This window comes from Cytobacillus sp. FSL R7-0696 (assembly GCF_038006865.1).
Taxonomy (GTDB): Bacteria; Bacillota; Bacilli; order Bacillales; family Cytobacillaceae; genus Cytobacillus; species Cytobacillus kochii.
This window is the reverse complement of the sequence record NZ_JBBOWA010000001.1, coordinates 2846059-2869882: the sequence shown is the minus strand read 5'-3', so window position 1 is coordinate 2869882 and position 23824 is coordinate 2846059. Positions and strand designations below refer to the sequence as shown.

Below are 23824 nucleotides of genomic sequence, written 5' to 3'. Positions count from 1 at the left end.
ACAAATGAAAAATGGACCGCCTATAGCGACCCATTTCCATGGTTATTGTTTCTTTTTATTCTTGCCTAGAATAAATATTGGTTCTAACTCCCCATCTTCATATAAGAAAGACAGAGCTGTAATTGGTACATGACCACTTGCAAAAAAGCTCATTGTCATTTGCGCCAAGATATCGTATCCTGTTTCATTCATAATATCAGCAATAATTAATACATCTTGATGAGGAACAGCTACAGCCATATTTCCTTTGACCTTTGTTGCCATATTTTTGAGAAAAGACTCGTTTAAGATACGACTAGCATCATACCCATCTTTTTTATTGAGGAAATAAAAATCGTTGCCAGCTACTTGATCTATTTTCATTTCTGTTGAAAGCGACCGAACATTAAACTGAGCAACTTCTTTTATTCGCTCTTTTTCCCAGCCTTCTTTTTGAAGCAATTTTTCATCAATTAATCGGTAAGTGCTCCCTAAGTCAAGCGCATAAAAAATTCGTGTTTCTGCGGTATGCTCATCATATACAAAGGGTACTTCATCACCTGTTTCTAGTGGAAAGGAAGTTGAGCGAATAACGGGAAAAATGTTTTTTTCTTTACCGGAAAAACGTTGTTCTCCTGTCATGGCTTCTAAGCCTTCTTCTACATAATAAACAACCTCATCAATCGCTTTTTCCTTTTGCTCTTGATATCTCGCAACAATGCCAGGCAATTCTATCGTTATCCCTTTGCCAGTATGTTTATTTTCTATACGTAATTGATCTTTTTCTCTATCGAAAGTCATTAGGCGATCCTCTTTATGAAGACGCTTTTCTAATTCCTCTTTCATACGCTTACTTGTCATTTTATTCTTCATTCTTATCCCTCCTTACAGGGAAGATTTCGGTACTTAGTTTACACTAAAATGCACAGAAACAAAAGTGTCCCGCTTCATAACGGATGATATGGCTATTATCCATGTAGAACAAATATCTTCATCATCTATCCTATCAAAACAACCAGCCTATTTCGTGGGAAAAGCGAAAAAAGATATAAAGGAATGAACAAAATACCATTTATCTGATTACAGGTTGGATTCATTTGCCCATTCAAACAAGATTGTCATTGATACAATTCGTGGTGTGAACAAGAAATAACACCGATTATCTCCAAATTCATATTGTAAGAATAAAAAACGGCCCCTTATAAGGAGCCGTGCAAATCTATTTTTAAAGCGCTGCAATAAATTGCTCAATTTCATCCTGTGTTTTACGATCCTTACTGACAAAACGACCAAGCTCTTTACCATTTTCGATAGCTACAAAGCTCGGAATACCGAAAATATCAAGTTCCACACAAAGATCGATGAACTCATCGCGATCTACATAAATAAATGTAAACTCTTTATACTTATCAGCTACTTCAGGCATAAACGGTTCAATAAACCGGCAATCCCCGCACCACTGTGCTGAAAACATTAAAATATATTTTCCGTTTTCCTTTAATTGCTCATATTCTTCCATTGACGCTAATTTTCTCATTATTTTTCATCTCCCATATCAAGCTTCATATCGCCGAATTTAATCCAGCCTTTTTTTCTCATATATTCTGATATTATCAAGCTAATGATTGCAGGTCCAATAAAATGTATTAAAATCACTTTTAATAGTACAGTAAGATTAAATCCCATTGTTGTAAAAGTCATTATTTGGCCGACTAAGCCACTCGTACCCATCCCCGCACCAGCAGCAATACTTTCCATATTAAAAAAGATGATGCCAATTGGCGCAAGTAAAAGCCCTGCAATTGTGGGTGGGATGAGTATGAATGGATTTCTCATAATATTTGGCACCTGCAACATAGAAGTTCCTAGCCCTTGTGCAACAAGGCCACCAAATTTATTCTCCCTATAACTCGAGACAGCAAATCCAACCATTTGAGCAGCACAACCAATTGTTGCCGCTCCTGCAGCTATACCATTTAAATCAAGCATCATCGCAATAGCTGCTGCTGATATAGGGGCTGTTAAAGCGAGACCCATTAGTACAGCTACAATCATTCCCATCACTAGCGGTTGCTGCTCTGTCCCCCACATAATCAATGCACCAAGATTTTTTATTCCAAGATCTATAAAAGGACCAATTAAAGTCGCTACACTATATCCGGAAAACACAACAACAAAAGGTGTCACAATAATATCAAGCTTTGTTTCCTTACTAATTAGTTTGCCTAGTTCAGTAGAGATGATTGCTGCAACAAAGCTACCTGCTGGTCCACCTAATACCGCACCAGCAGCCCCACTTAATAAAGAAGCAAACAAGACGAGAGGAGGCGCTTTTAAACTATACGCAATAGCAACCCCAATCGCAGGACCCATTAACCCCATCGCCATTGTACCCATTTCAATCATTACATTAGAAATCATGCCTAGTTGTAATTGTTCACCAATCGTCTTAATAATCAACCCTATAATTAAAGTGGAGAACAATCCTAAAGCCATACTCCCCATAGCGTCTATAAAATATACTTTTAGAGACAGTTTTACTCCCTTCTTATTAAGAAAAGCGTTCATAAGTATAAATCCTCCATCATTATGTTCATTTAACACCCTATTATCTTATCACATGTAAAGACATATGTAATATCTATTTTTTTATTTCATTAAGATGTTAATAGAGGGAGTAAACAACCTTAAAGTTTTATACCATTCAAAAATCCAATGAATGGTATGACCATTTGTTTTTCTTCCAAAACATTCAGTAGATACTTGTCCACATTCTTTCTTCTTCTTCTCATATTCATACTTCAGTTGATGAAATAGTTAATACCATTAGAAATAGCCGTCATACAAGCCTGCTGATAATGAAATGAAATAGACTATCTACATACGCGATTGTAAAGGGTAACGATTATTATTAGAAAGGATGAAGCATGGGAACAGAAAATGGCCATTTAGCACTAACAGTATCAAACAAAATAAGCAGTGCACATATTTTCACTATCAATCCATTTGATGTTAGAATAAGTAAAAGTGTAGAGGAGGAAGACAATGGAACTGAATGTATATTTAGCTGGGGAAATTCATTCTAACTGGCGTGAAGAACTGAAGGATAAAGTCAAATCACTACAGCTACCGGTTCATTTTTTCGGACCTATGGAGAATCACGATCGCAGTGACTTCATTGGAGAGGAGATCCTTGGTAAGCAGCCTAATGCTATTTTCAAAGACGAAGCAGCTTCAAATATCAATAATTTACGCACTGAGCTTTTATTGAAAAAATCTGATTTAGTGATTGCCTTATTTGGCGAAAAGTATAAGCAATGGAATACTGCTATGGATGCAAGTGCAGCTATCAACCAAAACAAACCGCTTATCCTCATTCGGCCAGAAGAACTCCACCACCCTCTGAAAGAATTATCAAGTAAAGCAAATGTTACAGTGGAAACGGTTAATCAGGCCATTAAAGTACTTTCTTATATTTTTGAGGAAAAATAGTAGACTACTCCCTACCTGCCACCATTCATGTGGTAGGTATATTTTTGATAAAGACTTTTGCATAAAACACACCATATGTATCCCATAAAAAAAACCAGCCCCAAAATAAAATGGGCCGGTTAATTTATTGCGTAAGGCTTTATTCACCAGTATCGCGATATTGCCATTGACCATACAATAGCTTAACAAGATGGGTAAACATTTCTTCGCGGTTGATTTGATTTCCTGTAAATACCCCTATTGCTCCTTCTTGGCTACGGATATTATTTTTATTCGTAAAATCATCCATGACTGGTCCCAGTTCCTCACCTTCAATCAGACGCTGCGCTATAGAATCTGGTAAAAGAATTCTTGCTCCACCTGCAACAATTGGCGTATGCCCTTCCACTGCAAGTGCACCCCAATTGCATAAGAATAGACCATAATCTGTTTGCTGTACACCACCTTCTAGGCCAATGCCAATGACTCCATCGCCTTCATATAAGGCTCCCTTCGCCCTGTTAATTGCTCCTTGAATCGTTTCTTGATCAGTCATTGGTTGTTTAGCTACATTAGATGCAACATCAACAGCAATAACATCACTATTTTCAATAAAAATATTTTTAACGGCCTGTACTTTTGTAGGGTTTTTCGATCCAATATAGATCTTCATGATAGCCCCTCCTAAAATAAATATATTAAAAATCATCCTGATATACTCATTGCCAGTGCAAAACTTAAAAAGGACCTCTTGTAAAGAAGTCCCATGTTACTTATTTGAAATTCTAACTGTTTTGACGAATGGTTTCAACTGTTGTGCGATCAAGTGATTTTATCAATGTGACAAGTAGTTCTTTCGCAGCAGCATAATCATCTATATGGATAATTGAACCGTGCGTATGAATGTATCTTGAACAAATACCAACAACTGCACTTGGGACACCATTATTTGTTAAGTGAACACTACCTGCATCCGTTCCGCCAGGAGAAACAAAGTATTGATATGGAATCTGATGACTTTCAGCCGTATCTAGAATAAATTCTCTCAAACCGCGATGTGTAACCATTGAGCGATCAAGTATTCTTAATAATGTACCTTTCCCTAACTGTCCGAACTCGTCCTTTTTACCAGTCATATCATTGGCAGGACTCGCATCAAGCGCAAAGAAAAGATCCGGGTTAATCATATTAGCAGCTGTTTTTGCACCTCTTAAGCCTACTTCTTCTTGTACAGTCGCACCAGACCATAAATTAATAGGTAGTTTCTCATCTTTTATCTCCTCAAGCAATTCGATAGCAAGACCACACCCATAGCGATTATCCCAAGCCTTCGCCAAAATCTTCTTCGGATTCGCCATTGGTGTAAATGGACAAATAGGAACAATTTGTTGTCCTGGTTTGATACCGATTTCTCTTGCATCTTCTTTATTGTCAGCCCCGATATCAATCAACATATTCTTTATATCCATCGGCTTATTTTTTGCCGTATCATCTAATAAATGAGGAGGAATAGAACCAATTACCCCAATTACCGGACCGTTAGCAGTCATAATCTGCACCCTTTGTGCTAATAATACCTGGCTCCACCAGCCACCTAATGTTTGAAATCTGATCATGCCATTATCTGTGATAGCAGTTACCATAAAACCTACTTCATCCATATGACCTGCAACCATAATCGTAGGATCTGTTTTAGCACCTTTTTTCACACCAAAAATACTTCCTAAATGATCTTGAACAATTTCATCTGAATATTTACTAAGCTCTTCTCTCATAAAATTTCTAACTAAGTGTTCGTTACCAGCTGCTCCGGGAAGTTCTGTTAATGTTTTAAATAGTTCTAAGGTCTTCTCATTCATTATTTCCCACTCCTATTATTTGACTATATTGAATCCTATGTATATTACCATTCTACATAACTTTTATGACGGGTGCCACCATTAGGAAAGTTAATTAGTTTTTAAATATTCAAATCTTTGCTAAGATAAAAGTGAAGCAATTAGCACTAGCAAAACATCTAAAAGATTATGTAGGTACTTTTTAATAATGGAGGTTTAATTATGAGTTGGAAATCATTTGTTTTAGGTGTAGGGGTCGGTCTTGTTGGAGGATATATTACGCGCGAAGTAATGACAGAGAAAATAGCAGCGTCACCTGAGAAGGCATTACAAAATGCGAAAGATGCCTTTAAGGAGAATGGGGAAATAAGTGGTTCATGGATTCATATGGAAAAAGAACCTTATCAAAAGGAAGAGTTAAATTATGAAGTGTATAAAGGCGGCATATCCAGATATACTGGTGAAGATGTAAAACAATATGAATTTGTTGCCGATGCAAAAACAGGTGTCATTATTGACGCTTATCCTATTTAATTTATTCCTAAATGAGCGCTGAGCCTCATCGACGCAGATGCGTTGATGGGCACAGGCATTCATTATTTATTTGGCTCTTTTAATTTCTGCGATGATTTCTTTCCCCTCTTGATCCCATTTAACCGCTCGATAAAAAGCATCATGATAAAAACTAAACCAAGCTTCTTTTTCTAATCCAATTTTCATCCACTTTTGTTTTGCAGAGATAGAATCCATCGGATAATCATCAAACGCCAATACCCATAGCACATTTTGATGCGCATGTGTTGGCATAATATCGGCCATATGTATAAGCAACTCTTCTTTTCCCTCAATGATAATGATGCTATGTCCATCACTATGGCCGCCTGTGTGAATCATTTGAACAGGTCCCATACTCCATTCTTTATCAAATGTTATTACTTGTTCTTGTATACTCTGCCAATTTTCCTTCCAATATGTATTACGTGAGCGAATATTCGGATTTCTCATTTCATCCCATTCGATTTGTGAACAAATAATCTTCGCGTTCGGAAATACAGAATGATAGGATTCTCCTTCTAATTTAGTCAAACCACAAGCATGATCAAAATGCATATGGGTCATAAGAACATAATCAATATCCGATGTTGTAAAACCTAGTTGCCTTAAGTCTTCCTCAATAAAAGATTCTTCCCATGCACCGTAATTCCGCTTTTGTTTATCTGTAAACTTTCCAATCCCTAAACCGCTTTCAACTAATAGCAATTGATCATTCCATTGTATGAGGATTGGATCTGTTCGTAGCTCAATTTGGTTATTTTCATTACTAGGATACTTTTTGGACCATAATGGCTTCGGAACGACACCGAACATCGCTCCCCCATCTAGATGATTGACACCACCACGAAGCCAAGTTAATTTTATATCGTCTATTTGTAAAGTCTCCATTCTTTTCCCTCCCTTTCACACCATTAGTCTATCATATTTACGCAATATTAAGAAATCTAATATTAAACAGTCTTCCATTTAAAAAAGAAAAAACAAGTTCAGTTGAGCCGCTGGGTATAGTCACTAAAAAACTGTGAAGTAAGGAAGAGAAATAGCGATTCATCGTTCACAAAGAAGCTCTCTTTCCGTGACTTCCGTTACAGGCTCGATATCTTACAATTTATCATTTTTCACCTTTATTCGACTTTGTACAGAACTCGTATTCTCTTCGCTTTTTTTGAACACATACTCTTGTTATCCAGTCGACGCAATGAAACATGATTAGAGAAGCGAAAAAGGCCTTTATCACCAACACAACGTGACGATAAAGACCTATTACTATTTTCTGAGCCTTTCTTAGTGAAGTGGCATTTTCACCTTATCGATATTGCACTTCACAGCGGAAAATACGACTACCTTTATTCGAGAACTTTTCTTCGTACTCTGTCATTATATTTCCTTCATTATCACTTTGGTGAAGGTCTAAGCTGACATATTTCAATATCATACCGTATTGAGAAAAACTCATTAAAGAATATTCGAAAAGACCTTGGTTATCTGTTTTAAAATGAATCTCTCCTTGAGGAGGAAGAATATCTTCATAAAGAGATAGGAATGTTTGATAAGTTAGTCTTCTTTTTGCATGTCGTTTTTTAGGCCACGGATCTGAGAAGTTTAAATAAATCCGATCAACTTCCCCTTTCTCAAATACCTCCCGTAACTCTGCTGCATCGATATTCATCAATTTTACATTCGGTAATTCTTCTTCAATAATATGATCAAGCGCACTTACAATGACGCTCTCCGCTAATTCAATACCAATATAATTAACCTCAGGATTCTGTTTTGCCATTCCAGTAATAAAACGACCTTTTCCCGTACCAATTTCGATATGAAGTGGACGATTATTACCAAAGCACGCTTGCCACTTTCCTTTTTGTTCTTTTGGCTCTTGGATAATGTATTGTGGATAATTGGCAAGTTTTTCTCTCGCCCACGGTTTATTTCTTTGTCGCATAATTACACCTCTATATTCAATTCATCTTTCAAAAGATAACATGCAATGTAAAAGTGTGCAAGCTCCTTTATAAGGGTATCTTACTATGCAGTTTTTGAGATACTCACTACTTCCCATGGTGAAACCTCTTTTGTCATTACGGTTTTTTTGTATGTATAAAAAACGAAAGGAATCACAATCTAGTTGTGATTCCATAAAAAGAAAAAGGGTGAGTAAAATGCCAATTAGTCAAAAAGACCAATTAACATTGCTGCAGGATCTATTAAGGAACCATCACACAGATGCCTGTGGCTCCAAATCAGAATGTGAACAAATTGCTAGGCTTGTACAATCCCTACAAAACCAAGAAACTATTCATCAAGATTTACTTCCTTTATTAAATGATGTTGATCAATATAGTAAAAACGGTATAGTATCATCTGACCTAAACGAGCATATTTCTTCTAGCAAAGAGGATCTCTCTCAATGGGTCGACACAATGAATCAACTAATATAATCTAAATGAAGCCTTCTTTCCAACCCTTGGATTAGATTATTCATTTCCTGAAAACGGAATTTACTTTTATGCCATTGAATACTATCCAAGGCTTGGAACAATGCATACCACTTCATGCGCAATCGCAAATCTTCCGTCAACACCATGCCATATAACTGAAGCCACTCACTCCATTGTTCATATGGAATATAGGCATATAATAATGTGCCTATATCTATAGCCGGGTCACCGATCATTGCTCCATCCCAATCTATTAAAAACAACTGATTATCCTCGGATAATAGCCAATTATTATGATTTACATCACAATGACACACAGTCGTTACATCCGTTTCAATCGCATTCACTGTGTCTTTTAAAAATGTTAGTGACTCAGCTACTAATGGAATTTCCAATAAGTCTTGATCCAATTCCGTTAATAGTGATTGTAATACTGTCTCTGGATGTATGGCCGATTTCCCTAACCTAGTTAACATGGCAAGCAATGGTTTTGATGAGTGAATCTTCTTTAGCAGCTTGGCTACTCGCTCGCTATTCATTTGCGATTGCCTAAGCTCACTACCACTCATCCATTGCTGAGCAGTAAATACATCTCCATTCTCCATCCTTTTCGTCCAAACAAGCTTCGGGACAATTCCTTCAGCAGAAAGCACGGCTAGAAAAGGAGAAGAATTCCTTTTTAAAAATAATCGCTGTTCATCATGTTGTGCATAATAGGCTTCTCCAGTTGCACCACCAGCCGGGATAATCCGCCAGTCATCCCCGAATAAATTTTCCAAAATAGTTCACCTGCAATTTACTACGCCATTTATGAATAGCTGTATTAAACAATTTCACACTTAAAGTTTCATCTGAAAATAAAAATAGCTATTGATACAAATTCAACAATAGCTATCTTTATAAATTTTATCTCTTTCAAGAGTTTTTAGCAAGTTACTTTTTCCTGAACAAAACAATAGCAGGAAAATGGAGGCAAAGTAATATTAGAATAGTTACCTAACGAATGAAGAGAGGCTTGATTTTGGGTGACAAATAATTGCCATTGCCCATATGGTAAGGAAATTTCATATTCCTTTTCAGTTGGATTAAAATAACATAATACATCCTCATTAAACTTATGATGTGAAAGTAAATACGCCAGTAGTGGTTTTTCAATATCTAGAAAATTTACCGCTTCATTAATTTGCTTCGTACTGTATAAACGTAAAATCGCATACTTTTTTCTGAAAGCAATTAATCCTTTTACATATTCAACATTCTCTTTATACTTACTCCTAGCCATCCAATCCAATTGATTCACACAATCAGGTGAACGATAACTATTCCCTTCACCGTTTTTTGTCCGAAAGAACTCTTGACCACTGTGCAAGAAAGGAATCCCTTGGGCAAGAAGAACCATCGCTGTTGCTAATCGATGTCTTAGTCTTTTACTTTCATCTGTGTCTTCAGGAAAACATATATGGATTTTATCCCACAAAGTATGATTATCATGTACTTCTACATAATTAACCGTCTGAAATGGTTCATTAAATATCCCTTGTTGACCAATGCTCCCCTTCAATACCGTTTTAGCTGTTTGATAATAATAGTGATTACCAAGTGCATATCCACAATCGTATAGATTAAATGTATTCCCTTTTATTCCATCTCTAAACTGATCATTGAATTGTGCAATGGCACCAAGCCTATCTTGATTATGAATATTCGCTTTCTCTTCTTTAGCGAGAGGTGTATTTAAGTCCCAACCTTCACCGATAACAAGGATTGTCGAATCAATACTATCTAACGTTTTCCGGATAAGTTTCATCGTTGTCACATCTAAAATACCCATTAAGTCAAATCGAAAACCATCCACCTTAAAAGTGTTGGTCCAATAAGTAATCGAATCAACAATAAAATTTCTTACCATATGCCTTTCAGATGCGATATCATTTCCGACACCTGTACCATTTGATGGAGTACCATTTAGATCATGTCTAAAATAATAGCCTGGAACAATTTTTTCAAAAGAGGAAGTTTCTCTTTCATACACATGATTATAGACAACATCTAAAATGACCCTTATACCATTTTGATGAATGACATCAATGAGTTCGATTAATTCATTTATTCTTGTATAAGGAGTGGCAGCATTAGAAGCATAGCTTCCTTGTGGCACATTAAAATGAAGAGGATTATATCCCCAATTATAACAATCGTCTGGTCTTGTCTCGTCAACTCCAGCAAAATGATTCAATGGTAAAAATTCGATATGTGTTATACCTAATTCTTTCATATAATTGAGTCCTGTAGAATCTCCTTTTACGTTAGTAGTGTTCTCTTCAGCTATTCCCTTATATAAGCCTTTGTGGCGGACACCGCTATTTGGGTGAATGGTCAAATCCCGAATATGCGTTTCGTAAATAATGGCATCTGTCATCATTGAGAAGGATGGACGTGCTGTTTTTGGATGTTTAAATCGATTCTCATCAATAATGACACCTAATTGCCCATTCGGAGTAATTGCTTTTACATATGGGTCTACAGCTTCTCTCCAAACCCCATTCACACATATGTGGTAGCAATAACACCATTCATGTACATCCATTGATACAGTAACCTGCCAAACGCCTTTTTGCTTCCTACTCAGTTCAATCAATTCTGAATCATCGCCATGCTGTAACTCTAATCGTAGGGCAGTTGCTGTTGGTGCCCATACTTTAAAAGTCGTTGCATGCGGTTGATATTCATATCCAAGAGGCCCTTCATATTTGAAGAGCTCATCAAATTCAGGTGTTCTTGTCACCGACCCAATATCGACCTCAATCACATCTCCGTGTTCACTTTCTATATAACCTATCGCCCCAAATGGAAAAGGATGAGGAAAAGAGCAATAGTATTTGCGAAAATCATTAATTTCTTCCATTCCTTCTATTACAAGCTCGTAACTTTCATCACGATGGATATAAGTAAAATACTTTGAATGGCCCTGGTGATAATCATAAGGAAGTAATAATGTGATTAAATCTAATCGATCTATATACGCATAAAATGCTTTCTTACTATCATTCATATTACTCCCCCATCCCTTCATTTAATTATTTTACTCTTTGCTAGATTGGAAATATCTCTTAGGTTTAACGGGAAGCCGCATGGAGATAGAAAGTCCAAGATGTGACATCACTTCTTTATACTTCCCTACTTTCCTTTGCAATGTGAGAATATTAATCAATTATGATAATGTCCACCCCTGTACTCGCCACAGTTACTAACGACATTTGCGGAAATCATATGTAACGCCAACAAAAAGTCTCAGGTTCTATTGCTGTCGGTTTATAAAACGATTCACTTTATAGGGAACTTGAGCATTAAACACAGCCCGTTATTTTTACAAATAGCGAGTAGAGTTATTTAATCCGCAAATTCTCCCTATATCAAACTCTTCTTCATTATCTATATTATTCACCAGCGATTTAAGTGCTTGTTTAGCTGAATAGACTTTCAAAATACCTCTTGCCAAATTATTACCCGCTCTATATGGAAAAAGGCCAGTTTAACAGCCGAGCTCTTATACCATCCATTATGTAGTTCATGAATGGTACAAACACTGCCTTACAAACCAATAACACTCTTTTATTCGGACCCTGTTACCTGACAACAGTATTTGGCTTGACTGTCTTACATGTGACTGAACGAGTGAAACACTCATTTAATTTCATTTTTTACGTATGGATAGACAATAATCGCCTATTCATCATCCTTCCCCTATGTCACTCCATTCAGATCTTTCAAATGATATCCTTTCCGCATAAGTCAACAAGGCTTGTGCTGCTAATAACTGCTGACTTTTTAACGGTGCTATTGTTTGTCTTTGATTTATGAACCAAGACGGATACTCTTTCCGATCAATTAAAGTAACATCAAAGGGAACTGATGGATAATCAATATATCCTTCTCGGCAAAGAACGACCTTTTGAACAGGTAAAGTGACATCATGTTTGTCCAAAATTTTCTTGACTACTGTGACTGTTCTGTTCAATGAGATCAATGGGTTTAAAATTTTCTGTTCATTTTCTTTTTTAGCTAACCAAAATCGGCCAGCACTTCCGGTATAAGCCGTTAATTCAGCACCGTCTAAAAAATGGAGACAGATTACTTCTGTCGGTGTGAGAATAATTGTATCAAGAGAAACCGGTGCTTGACCTAGCTTTAGTATCGGCTGAAAAAGGACAAGGAATGTATCTGGAAACCTTTGTAACAAGTATTTTAACTGTTCATTATAATAGTAACTTCTTGGTAGAGACGATTCAGAAAACAAGGTTGAGCTTGCCCATTTTAATTGTGTACGAAATAATTGATCGAGGTACATTTGCTTAAGTTCCTTTGTTGAGGTAGGTCTCACATGATAGTCCGCGGTAAATGAAAATGACTCTTCATTATGATTCGTTTCCTCTTCAGCCACCTCTTCAATCATTGTCTCTTTGTTTCTTTTTACAATATTGAGCAACTTATCCTTCAAGCGTGGTTTATGATATTGAGCTGGTTCTTTCTCTATGAGTTGGTACTCTTTTCCTTCTTCTTCAAAACGGGTCAACAACAGTTCCCATTGTTGTTTTTTTAATTTTACAAATCTAGATGGATATAAATAAATATTCTGCTCATATCGTGAAATACAATCGACAATTTTTATTAACTGCCCCACCCTACTACCCCCTTAACTTTTTAATGAAAATGTTGCTATTCTTTTATATTTCGGCTTACTCTCTGTATTTACTTCATAAAGACCCACTTCAGTAGCTTCAAATGATAATGGTGTTTCCATAATAGGCGGAAAATGTGTGAACTGATTTTCACCTTGCCACTTTTTAGCTAATGTAATATGTGGTGTGAAATTTCTTCTATCACGTGAGAAACCATACTTTTCACAGACTTGATTTACAATTGATTGAATCTCATGTAATTGCTTTTCTTTATGTATATCACACCATAGAATACGAGGGCGTTCCTTAAGCCCAAAAGTTTGAACACCTTCAAGATACAGCGTAAATGAGGAAATATTTTTTAAATCATTAACTATCACTCGGTTCATTTCGTCCAATACTTCTAATGAAGCACCCCCTAAGAAAGCAAGAGTAATGTGATAATCACATTCATGGACCCAATCTTTAAATGGATAATCAGCCTCTACTGCCAGACATTTTTGCTTTATGATTAATTGTATATTTCTTGGAATACTAATCGCATAAAAGTAATGAGGATTTCTCTTTTCCATCATCTTTATCCTCCCAATTCCTTTTGATTATCTATATCTATTTTATCAGAACAGATAAGAATTTCAGTATTTTTCCATAGGTAAGATGTCATGTTTGCCTTTAAGCAATTCCTTTATAACTGATAAGTTAAATATGATATAACTATAATAAAGAGTAAAGCATTGAAGAAAGGATGCGACTTGAATGAAGGTTGTTGAAAACTTAGCGCAACTAATAGGAGACACCCCTCTATTGAAATTAAATAAAATTGGACCTAAAAATGGGGCTACTATTTATGGGAAACTAGAGTTTTTTAATCCTAGCAAAAGCGTAAAGGATCGAGCTGCATATAATATGATTCTAAAAGCAGAGCAAGCAGGGTTATTAAAACCAGGGGCGACAATTATTGAACCTACAAGCGGAAATACAGGCATAGGTCTGGCTATGAATGCTGCCGCTAGAGGATATAAAAGTATACTCGTTATGCCCGATACGATGACGAAAGAAAGAATTAATTTATTAAAAGCGTACGGTGCAGAAGTTGTTCTCACACCAGGAGATGAAAAAATGCCTGGTTCAATTAGAAAAGCAAAAGAATTAGCTAAACAAATTCCTAATAGCTTTATCCCTATGCAATTTGAAAATAATGCTAACCCAGATGCCCATAGGCATTCAACTGCTATTGAAATTATTGATGGGATGAAACAAATAGGTAAGGATTTGTCTGCATTCGTTGCTACTGCAGGGACAGGGGGAACCATTACAGGAACCGGGGAAGTATTGAAAGATTATTATAAGGGACTCCAAGTCCATGTTGTAGAACCAAAAGGTTCTCCTGTGCTTTCCGGTGGAGAACCAGGAAAACATAAATTAGTAGGGACGAGTCCTGGCTTTATACCAGATATCTTAAACACAAATGTCTATGATGAAATACATCAAATCACAGACGAAGACGCCTATCAAACAACAAGAGACCTCGCACGAAAAGAGGGCATCCTTGTCGGGCCATCATCTGGAGCTGCTTGTTTCGCAGCGATACAGGTCGCTAAAGATTTCACACCAGATGATGTCGTTGTATTCATTGTTTGTGACACAGGTGAACGATATTTATCAAGTGATTTATTTAAAATTTGAATATAGAGCTAGAAAGCCGGACGAATGCTATCGTAGATTTGTCCGGCTTTTTTATTATTACACTCCTAAATTAAAAACCGATCCCCCGTTAACCAAGTTTACCAAGCTTTCACACCTCGTGTGTATCCAATTTGATTCCCTAATTTCCTATTTTAGTTTTCATTTGTGTCTTTCCTGCTAAATGACTTGCAAGTTCGCATTGCTCGGCTTTCATTCCCATTCTCGCTTCTGAGTAATATGCAAACCACACATTTAATATGTACCTTGTGCTTCCAATGTGCCCTAAAGAAACCCTCCAATATTTCTTTCGCGTGTTCCCCGCTCATATGCGTTATGTTTAGAACACCAAAAAAAAGGCCACTCGATTTATCGAATGGCCATTCTCTTATACTTCTGCACTCACTTGTTTTGAATGCCTATTCTCTTCCTCTTCTTCTAACTTACGTACTGCTTCCTCACTTGTATCCACTCGTTTTATAAATAATACGAGTATAAGTGCAACAATATTAATGGCAAGTGATACATAGAAGGCATATTGTATACCTGCTAGTAACGCTTGTTGAGTAACTGCAGCAGTTGTTGCTTCTGTCATTGTTGTAGGGTCTACACCTGTCATTAAGCTTTCTGCTTCAGATTGTGTGACACTATTCATAATCGTTACTAATATAGCTGTACCGATTGAACCCGAAACTTGTTGAGCTGTGTTATTTATTGCTGTTCCATGTGGATTTAAGCGATTTGGAATTTGGTTCATACCATTTGTCATAATTGGCATCATTACCATTGACATACCAAACATTCTCAACGCATAGATAATCACAATATGACTATAGGATGTATCGATTTGTAAATTAGCTAACATATAAGTTGAAATAGCTGTCACTATTAAACCAACAGCAGCTAACATACGCGGTCCAAATTTATCAAATAACTTACCAGTGATCGGTGACATAATTCCCATCACAATTGCTCCTGGAAGCATTAACAGACCAGAATCGAGCGGCGATATTCCACGAACACTCTGGACATATGCTGGAGTTAAGATCATACCTGAAAACATTGCGACCGCATTAACAATTGCAATCACTGATCCCAGTGCAAACATCGGATATTTATATACACGTAAATCTAATAGTGGTTTTTCCATTGTCATTTGACGAATAATAAAGAGAATAAGTGAAATGCCACCAACAATTAAAGTCGTTAGTACCCATGTATCTGTCCAACCATCAGCACTTGCAGAACTAAATCCATACAGCAAGCCGCCGAAACCTAGACAAGATAGCACGACTGAAAAATAATCAAGTTGCACATTTTTATTTTGAGGCATAACGTTCTCTAATTTCCAAATAGATAGTAATAAGCTGATGATTGCTAATGGCAAAATCATCTCAAAAAGAACACGCCAATCGTGATATTGAACAATATACCCAGACAAAGTCGGACCAATGGCTGGTGCAGTAATCATAACTAACCCAAACACACCCATTGCCGTACCGCGTTTTTCACGAGGAAAACTAACAAGCATGACGTTCATTAATAAAGGCCCCATAACGGATGCACCTGCAGCCTGAACCATGCGACCTGCTAATAACATACCAAAGTTTGGTGCAAATGCAGCCATCGCTGTACCAATTGTAAATACAGACATACAGAAAATATATAAGCTACGATTTTTAAAACGTGTTAGTAAGAATGCTGAAGCAGGAACAAGCACGCCACTAACTAGCATATACCCAGTTGCCAGCCACTGAACTGTAGAATAATTTTCTACATTTAAATCGACCATAATACTAGGCAATGCCACATTTAATAATGAATTATTTAAGAAAGACACAAACGCACCGACAAATAATATCGCAAGCATTAAATACGGAGGTTTTTGAGGTTGTAAACTTGAATCCATACTTTCTCATCCTTTTTATTTTTTTATTTCGAGTACTGAACCATTTTAAACCCAAAGTATAAATTGGTCAACATATTTATACTAAAAGTTCAATTGCATTGTATTTCTCTTCTTAAGAATCTATAATGAAAGCCATAAGGGTGGGGAATACACGATGAATAACAAGAAGAAGAAAGTGGCAGATGCAGCATTGAAACTGTTTCAAGAAAAGGGGATTCAACAAACATCTGTACAAGATATTATTGATTCAGCAAATATTTCCAAAGGGACATTCTACAATTATTTCGCCACAAAAAATGATTGTATCGCTGAGATATTAGAGGATTTGCGCTATGAAGCAAGTCAAAGAAGAATTGCACTACAAGTGGGGAAAGATACAAAAGATAGAGACGTCTTTATTGATCAAATCTCCCTTTTATACACACTGCAAGAAGCCAGTAATCTTCATCGATTGTTTGAAGCGATATTGCATTCAAATGAAAAGGATTTAAAAAAACTCGTTTTACAACATAGAGTGTACGATATGGAATGGTTAACTTTTAGAGTTATTGAGGTATTTGGAGAAGACACTAGAGATTACGCGTTTGAAGGAGTTGTCTTATTTACTGGAATGCTCCAACACCTTCTATTTGTGAAAAGAATTACGAACAATGTTTATGATTTAAAACAACTTATTGATGTGACACTATCTTATTTAGAGATGATTTTACAAACGATGAAATCTAGTGGCGTTTCTCTTCTCAATTATTCAGCTATTAATCAGCTAAGAACTCATATAAATAAACGGATTATCAAAATTGAAGAAATTTTTGAGTTTGCTCAGCAATTGCAAGAACAGCACCAATTTGATGAAGATCAACAAGATTTATTTGATGCGATATTAACAGAATTAAAAGCAGATCGAATTCGTAAACCTGTTCTGTTACCTTTACTCAAACCTTTCCAAACCTCACTAGACAAGACAGAGATCGAACTACAAGCTCATACGTTTACAAATTTGATTTGGTACTATTTACAAACAAAATAAAAACAGCTTGGACAGTTTTGCTTTTATCTAAAATAACCACGAGCCAAATGAATTTGGTTCGTGGTTATTCATTTCCCATTAGCTATTTGCTTTTGCTAACTTTGGCCAGAAGACAATTGGTACTAAAATGAATGAAATCAATCCACCAACTATACTTAAAGTAGCATAACTAGAATGAGCAACAACCATGCCCGAAAGCAACCCACCGGTCGCACCAGATAGGGCAATAAACACATCGACTTTTCCCTGAATATGAGCTCTGTTTTCATTGGTTGTTCCATCAACAATTAATGTCGTTCCACTGATTAAACCGAAGTTCCAGCCTAACCCTAATAAAGCTAAAGCTAAGATTAATCCAAATAAAGAATCTTCAGGCACACTGGCAGCGGTAATTCCAGATAACAATAATGTAACACCTGCAGCAATAGCAATAAAATATCTACCTAATCGATCAACTAGAACACCTGTAAATAGAGATGGTAAATACATCGCACCAATATGAACGCCAATTACCACTCCGATTGCTTGTAGTGTATGACCATGATGAAGCATATGAACAGGGGTCATCGTCATAATCGCTACCATAATTAACTGTGTTAAAATCATAACTGTTGCCCCAACAACGATATGATATTTATTTACATTTTTGGTAGCAATAACGGAATTACTCATTTGTTTTTCTTCTTCAGCTACCCATTGCTTCGCTAAGATAAATGGATCTGGGCGTAATAAAATAAACAATACAATCCCAGCAGCTATGTATGCAAGGGCAGATAATAAAAACGGGCCAGCTAAAGGAGGAATGGTTAATCGGCCTGCCACCTCCCCCATAATATTAACTAGATTGGGCCCTAATACTGCTCCAAATGTGGTCATAACCATTGTTAAACTAACTGCTTTTCCTCTTTGATTCTCATTAGCCAAATCACTGCCGGCATATCTCGCTTGTAAATTGGTTGCCGTACCTGCTCCATAAAGGAATAAGAAAAAGAATAATAGAAAAATATTCTGTAATATAGCTGCCAAAACAACCCCTAATGCTCCTAGTCCACCAACAATAAAACCTATAGTAAGTCCAATTCTTCTGCCATAATGTTGAGAAGTTTTCCCTACTATAAAAGCAGTAACTGCTGATCCAATCGTGAATAAAGCTGTTGGCAAGCCTGCATATGAAGGCGTTCCTAATATATCCTCTGCTAATAACGCTCCTACCGTAATGCCTGCAGCCAAACCTGCTCCACCAAACAACTGAGAAATACTTACAACCGTTAAAGTTCTTTTATATAATCTCTCTCTTTCACTCTCACTATAACTCGATTGAATCGGTTCTCCCATTTCTTCCCCTCACTTTGTTCAATCTTATATTTCTTGATTTTGAAGTTTTCTTCGTATTGTATCCTTAATAAACTGACGGCAGCTTTCAGATAAAAGTGACTTATTCGGATGAATCATATCACCATATATGTTATTCCCTAGAATTCTCACTTCTCCTGCAAATGGTTTATCGGATCGTGCATCGTACCCTTGTAGGACAATATAAATAGATTGTCCCCTCCTCGCAAAATCAATGATAGACACTTGATGTTCACTCAATTTTACTCCATCCCCTTTGGTTACAACCGTTATTGACTAGTTTACTCTATTTCTGGCACATGTGAGCAATGATTTGATTATCATTCAACTAGTATAAGCTTTCATAACACCTTAAGGTATTCAACTATTTATTAATCATCAGGCATAATAAGTAATACAAGAGAGGGGTTGATTTTATAAAGGAGTTTTTAAAATAGACCTATTACCGGCGTTTGGATGGCACTAATCGTCTATACTGTATCTAACAGATAAGAGAAGATAATGATGATTTGATTAATGAAATTGAGAGTACAACTATTTCAAAAACAATACATCATAATCATTGAAGAAATTCTCTATAAAACAACTACGTATGATAGAAAGCATGATACATGTAGTTAAATTTACTATTGAACGCAAAAAACAGAGACACCATTAGATGACGTCTCTGCTTTCCTACTTAGTCATTATACTTGCGACCGATTCCAAAATCTGTGAGCGGACAAAGCATCAATTATTTGTTTCGCAAAATCATTACCTGATTGTTCTTCTAGTAAAATGCCTTCTTCACTAGGATAATCTAAATCTTTAATCCAATAGATGGCATCACCAGTAGCAGCGATTGGTTTGAAGTGTTGGTATGCTTCATCTATAAACAGCAATGCATCATGCTTAAAGGTTGCATCAACTTCATCACTACCAATAAGATACACACCATCAAATACCACTGAACTGTCACTAGCAAATGTATGTTTTGCTTGTAACTCTACTCCTCCACTCCCTCTAATTGTGCCAAGACGGTCACTTACAATACATGGGTTCACACCGGCTTCTTGCAAATCATTGATGATTGACTTTGCTTTTTCACCTTCAAATCCATCCGTAACAATGATTGCTAGTTTACGTGTAGCTGCTGAAAAGATTGTGTTTTGTTGACTTAGTGCAGGTGATGATTTCGCTGTAGTTGTCTCATTATTATTTTCAACTGCATCAACACCCACTTTTTCAGCAATGCGATTAGCAAGATCACTATTTACGTGACTAAACATTTCGACTACACGCTCTTTTACAGCATGGCTTTCCACTTTACTCAATTCGAATTGAAAAGCACTAATCGTATGTTCTTTTTCTATATCGCTCAAGCTATTCCAGTACAGTGTAGCTTGACTAAAGTGATCTTCAAAACTATCACTTCGTTCTCTAATTTTCCTACCTTCTACTTTTTCTTGATAGTGAGCATAACCACCTTCAGATTCTTCAACCGTATTCGGCGAACCATTTGCTAGGGTATTATTATGATAAGCAGCTTGTCCTGTATTAATCGTTTGGCGACCATAACCATCTCTTTGATTATTGTGGAAAGGGCAAACGGGTCTATTAATAGGTAGCTCATGGAAATTTGGACCACCTAAACGAATGAGTTGGGTATCTGTATAGGAAAACAATCTTGCTTGTAATAATGGATCATTCGTAAAATCAATACCAGGTACTACATTCCCAACCTGGAAGGCTACTTGTTCTGTTTCAGCAAACACATTGTCTACATTGCGATTCAGTGTCATTTTACCAATTTTACGAACCGGAATTTCTTCTTCTGGCCAAATCTTCGTTGGATCCAGAATATCAAAATCAAACGAAAATTCATCCTTCTCTTCTAAAATTTGCACACCAAGTTCGTATTCAGCATAGTCGCCTGCTTCGATAGACTCCCATAAATCACGGCGATTGAAATCAGGGTCTTTTCCTCCTAACTTTTGTGCCTCGTCCCAAACAAGGGAATGTGTGCCTAATACTGGTTTCCAGTGAAACTTAACAAAGTGACCTTCGCCTTTATCATTAACCAATCTAAATGTATGAACACCGAATCCTTCCATTGTACGATAACTTCGCGGAATACCACGGTCACTCATCACCCACATCACCATATGGGCAGATTCCTGATTTTGCGAAACCCAATCCCAAAAAGTATCATGTGCAGAAGCAGCTTGTGGCATTTCATTATGCGGTTCAGGTTTCACTGCGTGAATTAAATCAGGAAATTTAATACCATCTTGGATGAAAAACACAGGAATATTATTACCTACTAAATCATAATTTCCTTCTTCTGTATAAAATTTCGTTGCAAATCCCCTCGCATCTCTCGGCGTATCAAGTGAACCACGCGAACCAACAACTGTTGAAAATCTGACAAAAACAGGCGTTGTCGTATGAGGATTAGTTAAAAATTTCGCTTTCGTGAAAGCCTTCATTGAATCATCATAAACTTGAAACTCACCGTGAGCGCCAAACCCCCTTGCATGAACAACACGTTCAGGAATTCTTTCATGGTCAAAATGTGTTAACTTCTCACGTAAATGGAAATCCTCTAGTAATGTTGGACCTCTTGTACCAGCTTTTAAAGAATGATCATCTTCTGAAAGTTTTACTCCACCGTTTGTTGTTAAGTCTTTATCCTTATTGTCATTACTTCTAAAATTTTCAAGTTGTTTGTCTTTATCATTTTTAGACATAGTGATTCTCTCCTTTTATTATGTAATTATTTTTAAGGAATAGTTGTTTCTATTTACCCTCCCTATTCTTTCTAAAACAAAAATAATCATTTTTTTTAAATAATAATTATAAAAAAGAGGGAATCAACACATTGATCATTTTAATGCCAACGCCTATATACAGGTTTCTTTTATGACATACTAGCGTTTTATCATTAAAAAAAAGCACCCTATGATGGATGCTTTTCTTCGTGCATTTGTAATGATCTTTGAAGATGAATCATGTCATTTTTCAAGTTAGATAAACCTTGCATTTTAGGAAAGGACAAATTTGCTGGAGCGTGCTCTCTGTACGCTGCATTAGCTAAAGATTCATAAGAATACAAGAGTTGCGCTAAAGCCTCATCAGATAATTTCACCTGCTGCTCTTTCTCTTCTGCTGTTTTTTCAAGAAAATAGGTGATTTGCTCTAACCAAAAAACAACTGGCCAATAATAGGTTAATGCGCTGCGATCGATTGGGATTTCACCAGCTGCTGTATTATATACAGTCTTTAAGCCTTGAATATTTGTTTTCAATTTAGATAGTTCTCTTTCTGATACATGACCATCTTTTGTATGGTTTGAAAACATTGTAAACATGAGCTGAGCTTGACTACGAATTGTTTTTGAAATGAGGTGGGGTAGCCTACTAGAGGCTGAGCTCCTCCCAATAATTAAAACACCTAATAAACCAATGATGCTACCTATAAAAACATCAATTATTCTTGCTTGTGCGAAATAAGTAAAAGCAAAATCACCTGGGGTTACTGTTTCTGCCATCATCAACGCATTAGGTGTAAAAAAGATTGCTGCTAATCCATAGTTTTTCACAATAAATAATTCTGTAATAAAGGTAAGTAAAAAGATTAATATGGCTATGACAAGTCCTGTAGGGTGAAAACTAAGTATAAAGCTAGCGATTAAGATCCCCACTATTGTTCCAATTCCACGTTGAATTGCACGATGATAAGTGGCAACGACTGTTGCTCCAGACATGACAGCTACACAAGAAAGAGGAACCCAAAATGAACGTTCAAAATGAAATTGGTAAGCGATAATTCCTGCAATGATCGTCATAATTCCAATTCTCATAGCAGACAGTAATACAATCGAGTTCTTATCAAATGAATGAAGTAAAGCTTTTCTAACAGTGGGTTTAGAAATTTCTATTTCTTCTTTCACATGAGAAGATATATCTTCTGTATCCCAATCGAGGCGTTTAATAATTGCATATAATTGTTTATACTTGGCGTGCCAGCCTCTTACTTCATCTTCTTCGATTTCAATTATATCCAATCTGCTTTTATCAACTGAATTCGATAAAACTTGAAGCTGTTCTATTAATTTTTGTGGTGGCGCTGTTTTCTCGTTTAAAAAGTTTTTAATCACCTCTAGAAAAATGCGATTCAAATGATCATTTAACACATATAAACGATCATATCTCTTCTGCCTTCTAAGAGGTAAGTAGCCAGCAATTAAGATATCCTCGACTTCATTTAAGGAGGACATCACTTTATACCTCTGTTCACCAAACTGCTCTGTACCAATACTTTTTATCAAAATGATTAATTCATTATAAGCTCTCTTAACAACATCTGTTTCAGGTCCAAAAGGATTCACAAACCATCCTGCCATCGCAATCACCCATGAAAGTGCACCACCTAAAAACACAAACCCAGCACGCTGAAACGCTAGCTCAGGCTCTGTAGGCATTCCAGAAGTCATCGCGAACACTAATACAAAAAAGATCGCACTTGGCCCAGTAAACCGTAACGCTCCAAAGACAAACGTGGCCATTGCAGCAATTATACCCATAATGATTGCAACAGCAAGTGGAAACGGTGCAGCAATTGTCCCTAAGAAGGAGGATAAAGTAATACCTATGACAACGAAAAATAGTTTTTTTGCTCTTTGGGCATAAGGGATATTAAATACATAAAGATAGGTAAACCCCCCCATACCTGTTAATAAACCATACTCTAGCTCTCCAAACAGGATACCAATAATAACCGGAAGACCTGCAGCTAATCCAGCTAGAAAAGCCTTTACCCATGGAAAAGGTTTTTTGTTCACCTTTAGAGCTTGTTGAAGAAGCGAAAAATTTCCTTTTTCTGTATATCCACTCATTTATATAACCTCA

Annotated in this window: 22 protein-coding genes; 5 read left to right on the top strand and 17 right to left on the bottom strand. The window is 36.5% G+C overall.

From position 1 onward, the window contains the following. Window positions 1-42: 42 nt before the first annotated feature. From MKX29_RS15000 to MKX29_RS14990, 3 genes are all read right to left on the bottom strand, one after another. A complete protein-coding gene (locus MKX29_RS15000) occupies window positions 43-852 on the bottom strand; it encodes a DUF1444 domain-containing protein (protein WP_224938783.1) in 810 nt (269 codons plus the stop codon). Window positions 853-1204: 352 nt separating this feature from the next. After that, window positions 1205-1516 (bottom strand): thioredoxin family protein, encoded by a 312-nt coding sequence (locus MKX29_RS14995; RefSeq protein WP_341106331.1) that lies wholly within the window; start codon window positions 1514-1516, stop codon window positions 1205-1207. Further along, the gene (locus tag MKX29_RS14990; RefSeq protein WP_251162536.1) at window positions 1516-2547 is read right to left on the bottom strand and encodes a PTS transporter subunit IIC; all 1032 of its coding nucleotides are present in this window, start codon (window positions 2545-2547) and stop codon (window positions 1516-1518) included. Before MKX29_RS14990 ends, MKX29_RS14995 begins: the two co-directional genes overlap by 1 nt. A gap of 477 nt (window positions 2548-3024) precedes the next feature. Between MKX29_RS14990 and MKX29_RS14985 the strand changes: the two genes are divergently transcribed. Continuing rightward, window positions 3025-3471, top strand: a complete 447-nt coding sequence (locus tag MKX29_RS14985) for a YtoQ family protein (RefSeq protein WP_224938786.1) — start codon at window positions 3025-3027, stop codon at window positions 3469-3471. 139 nt (window positions 3472-3610) lie between these two features. Here MKX29_RS14985 and MKX29_RS14980 read toward each other — a convergent pair whose 3' ends face one another. Both MKX29_RS14980 and MKX29_RS14975 read right to left on the bottom strand, forming a co-directional pair. Continuing rightward, a complete protein-coding gene (locus MKX29_RS14980; RefSeq protein ID WP_341106328.1) occupies window positions 3611-4123 on the bottom strand; it encodes a DUF84 family protein in 513 nt (170 codons plus the stop codon). Window positions 4124-4235: 112 nt separating this feature from the next. After that, a complete protein-coding gene (locus MKX29_RS14975) occupies window positions 4236-5309 on the bottom strand; it encodes a M42 family metallopeptidase (protein WP_341106326.1) in 1074 nt (357 codons plus the stop codon). Window positions 5310-5510: 201 nt separating this feature from the next. On the opposite strand from MKX29_RS14975, the gene MKX29_RS14970 reads away from it, so the two are divergent. After that, window positions 5511-5822, top strand: coding sequence for a PepSY domain-containing protein (locus MKX29_RS14970; protein WP_224938789.1), 312 nt, complete (start codon window positions 5511-5513; stop codon window positions 5820-5822). A gap of 66 nt (window positions 5823-5888) precedes the next feature. Here MKX29_RS14970 and MKX29_RS14965 read toward each other — a convergent pair whose 3' ends face one another. Further along, the gene (locus tag MKX29_RS14965; protein WP_224938790.1) at window positions 5889-6731 is read right to left on the bottom strand and encodes a YtnP family quorum-quenching lactonase; all 843 of its coding nucleotides are present in this window, start codon (window positions 6729-6731) and stop codon (window positions 5889-5891) included. Window positions 6732-7149: 418 nt separating this feature from the next. Beyond that, window positions 7150-7788 carry a tRNA (guanosine(46)-N7)-methyltransferase TrmB gene (gene trmB / locus MKX29_RS14960; RefSeq protein ID WP_341106324.1) on the bottom strand — a complete coding sequence of 213 codons (639 nt, stop codon included), beginning with the start codon at window positions 7786-7788 and terminating at the stop codon, window positions 7150-7152. Window positions 7789-8005: 217 nt separating this feature from the next. Here trmB and MKX29_RS14955 point away from each other — a divergent pair, with 217 nt between their 5' ends. Then, window positions 8006-8284: a YtzH-like family protein gene (locus MKX29_RS14955; RefSeq protein WP_224938792.1), complete on the top strand. Its 279-nt coding sequence runs from the start codon at window positions 8006-8008 to the stop codon at window positions 8282-8284. Here the strand turns inward: MKX29_RS14955 and MKX29_RS14950 are convergent. From MKX29_RS14950 to thpR, 5 genes are all read right to left on the bottom strand, one after another. Further along, on the bottom strand, window positions 8272-9063 hold the full coding sequence (locus MKX29_RS14950; protein ID WP_095372211.1) for a phosphotransferase family protein: 792 nt from the start codon (window positions 9061-9063) through the stop codon (window positions 8272-8274). The two genes, MKX29_RS14955 and MKX29_RS14950, sit on opposite strands and share 13 nt — an antisense overlap. Window positions 9064-9209: 146 nt before the next feature. Continuing rightward, window positions 9210-11336: a type I pullulanase gene (pulA, locus tag MKX29_RS14945; protein WP_341106321.1), complete on the bottom strand. Its 2127-nt coding sequence runs from the start codon at window positions 11334-11336 to the stop codon at window positions 9210-9212. A 315-nt stretch (window positions 11337-11651) separates the two neighbouring features. Continuing rightward, window positions 11652-11783 (bottom strand): hypothetical protein, encoded by a 132-nt coding sequence (locus MKX29_RS14940; RefSeq protein WP_285852073.1) that lies wholly within the window; start codon window positions 11781-11783, stop codon window positions 11652-11654. A gap of 234 nt (window positions 11784-12017) precedes the next feature. Then, window positions 12018-12965, bottom strand: coding sequence for an NERD domain-containing protein (locus MKX29_RS14935; protein WP_341106316.1), 948 nt, complete (start codon window positions 12963-12965; stop codon window positions 12018-12020). Between the two features lie 12 nt (window positions 12966-12977). Continuing rightward, a complete protein-coding gene (thpR, locus tag MKX29_RS14930) occupies window positions 12978-13535 on the bottom strand; it encodes an RNA 2',3'-cyclic phosphodiesterase (protein ID WP_341106314.1) in 558 nt (185 codons plus the stop codon). 184 nt (window positions 13536-13719) lie between these two features. Between thpR and cysK the strand changes: the two genes are divergently transcribed. Further along, window positions 13720-14649 carry a cysteine synthase A gene (gene cysK, locus MKX29_RS14925; protein WP_224938796.1) on the top strand — a complete coding sequence of 310 codons (930 nt, stop codon included), beginning with the start codon at window positions 13720-13722 and terminating at the stop codon, window positions 14647-14649. Window positions 14650-15034: 385 nt separating this feature from the next. Here cysK and MKX29_RS14920 read toward each other — a convergent pair whose 3' ends face one another. Then, window positions 15035-16555 carry an MDR family MFS transporter gene (locus tag MKX29_RS14920; RefSeq protein WP_341106311.1) on the bottom strand — a complete coding sequence of 507 codons (1521 nt, stop codon included), beginning with the start codon at window positions 16553-16555 and terminating at the stop codon, window positions 15035-15037. A gap of 154 nt (window positions 16556-16709) precedes the next feature. Between MKX29_RS14920 and MKX29_RS14915 the strand changes: the two genes are divergently transcribed. Then, window positions 16710-17582: a TetR/AcrR family transcriptional regulator gene (locus tag MKX29_RS14915; RefSeq protein ID WP_095372205.1), complete on the top strand. Its 873-nt coding sequence runs from the start codon at window positions 16710-16712 to the stop codon at window positions 17580-17582. 78 nt (window positions 17583-17660) lie between these two features. Here MKX29_RS14915 and MKX29_RS14910 read toward each other — a convergent pair whose 3' ends face one another. The 4 genes from MKX29_RS14910 to MKX29_RS14895 all read right to left on the bottom strand — a co-directional run bounded on the left by MKX29_RS14910 (window position 17661) and on the right by MKX29_RS14895 (window position 23811). Next, window positions 17661-18917, bottom strand: a complete 1257-nt coding sequence (locus tag MKX29_RS14910; protein WP_341106307.1) for an MFS transporter — start codon at window positions 18915-18917, stop codon at window positions 17661-17663. Window positions 18918-18941: 24 nt separating this feature from the next. Next, entirely contained in the window at window positions 18942-19175 is a 234-nt protein-coding gene (locus MKX29_RS14905; protein WP_224938799.1) for a hypothetical protein, read from the bottom strand. A 446-nt stretch (window positions 19176-19621) separates the two neighbouring features. Then, a complete protein-coding gene (locus tag MKX29_RS14900) occupies window positions 19622-21664 on the bottom strand; it encodes a catalase (protein ID WP_224938800.1) in 2043 nt (680 codons plus the stop codon). 209 nt (window positions 21665-21873) lie between these two features. Then, window positions 21874-23811 carry an FUSC family protein gene (locus MKX29_RS14895; RefSeq protein WP_341106304.1) on the bottom strand — a complete coding sequence of 646 codons (1938 nt, stop codon included), beginning with the start codon at window positions 23809-23811 and terminating at the stop codon, window positions 21874-21876. Window positions 23812-23824: the final 13 nt, after the last annotated feature.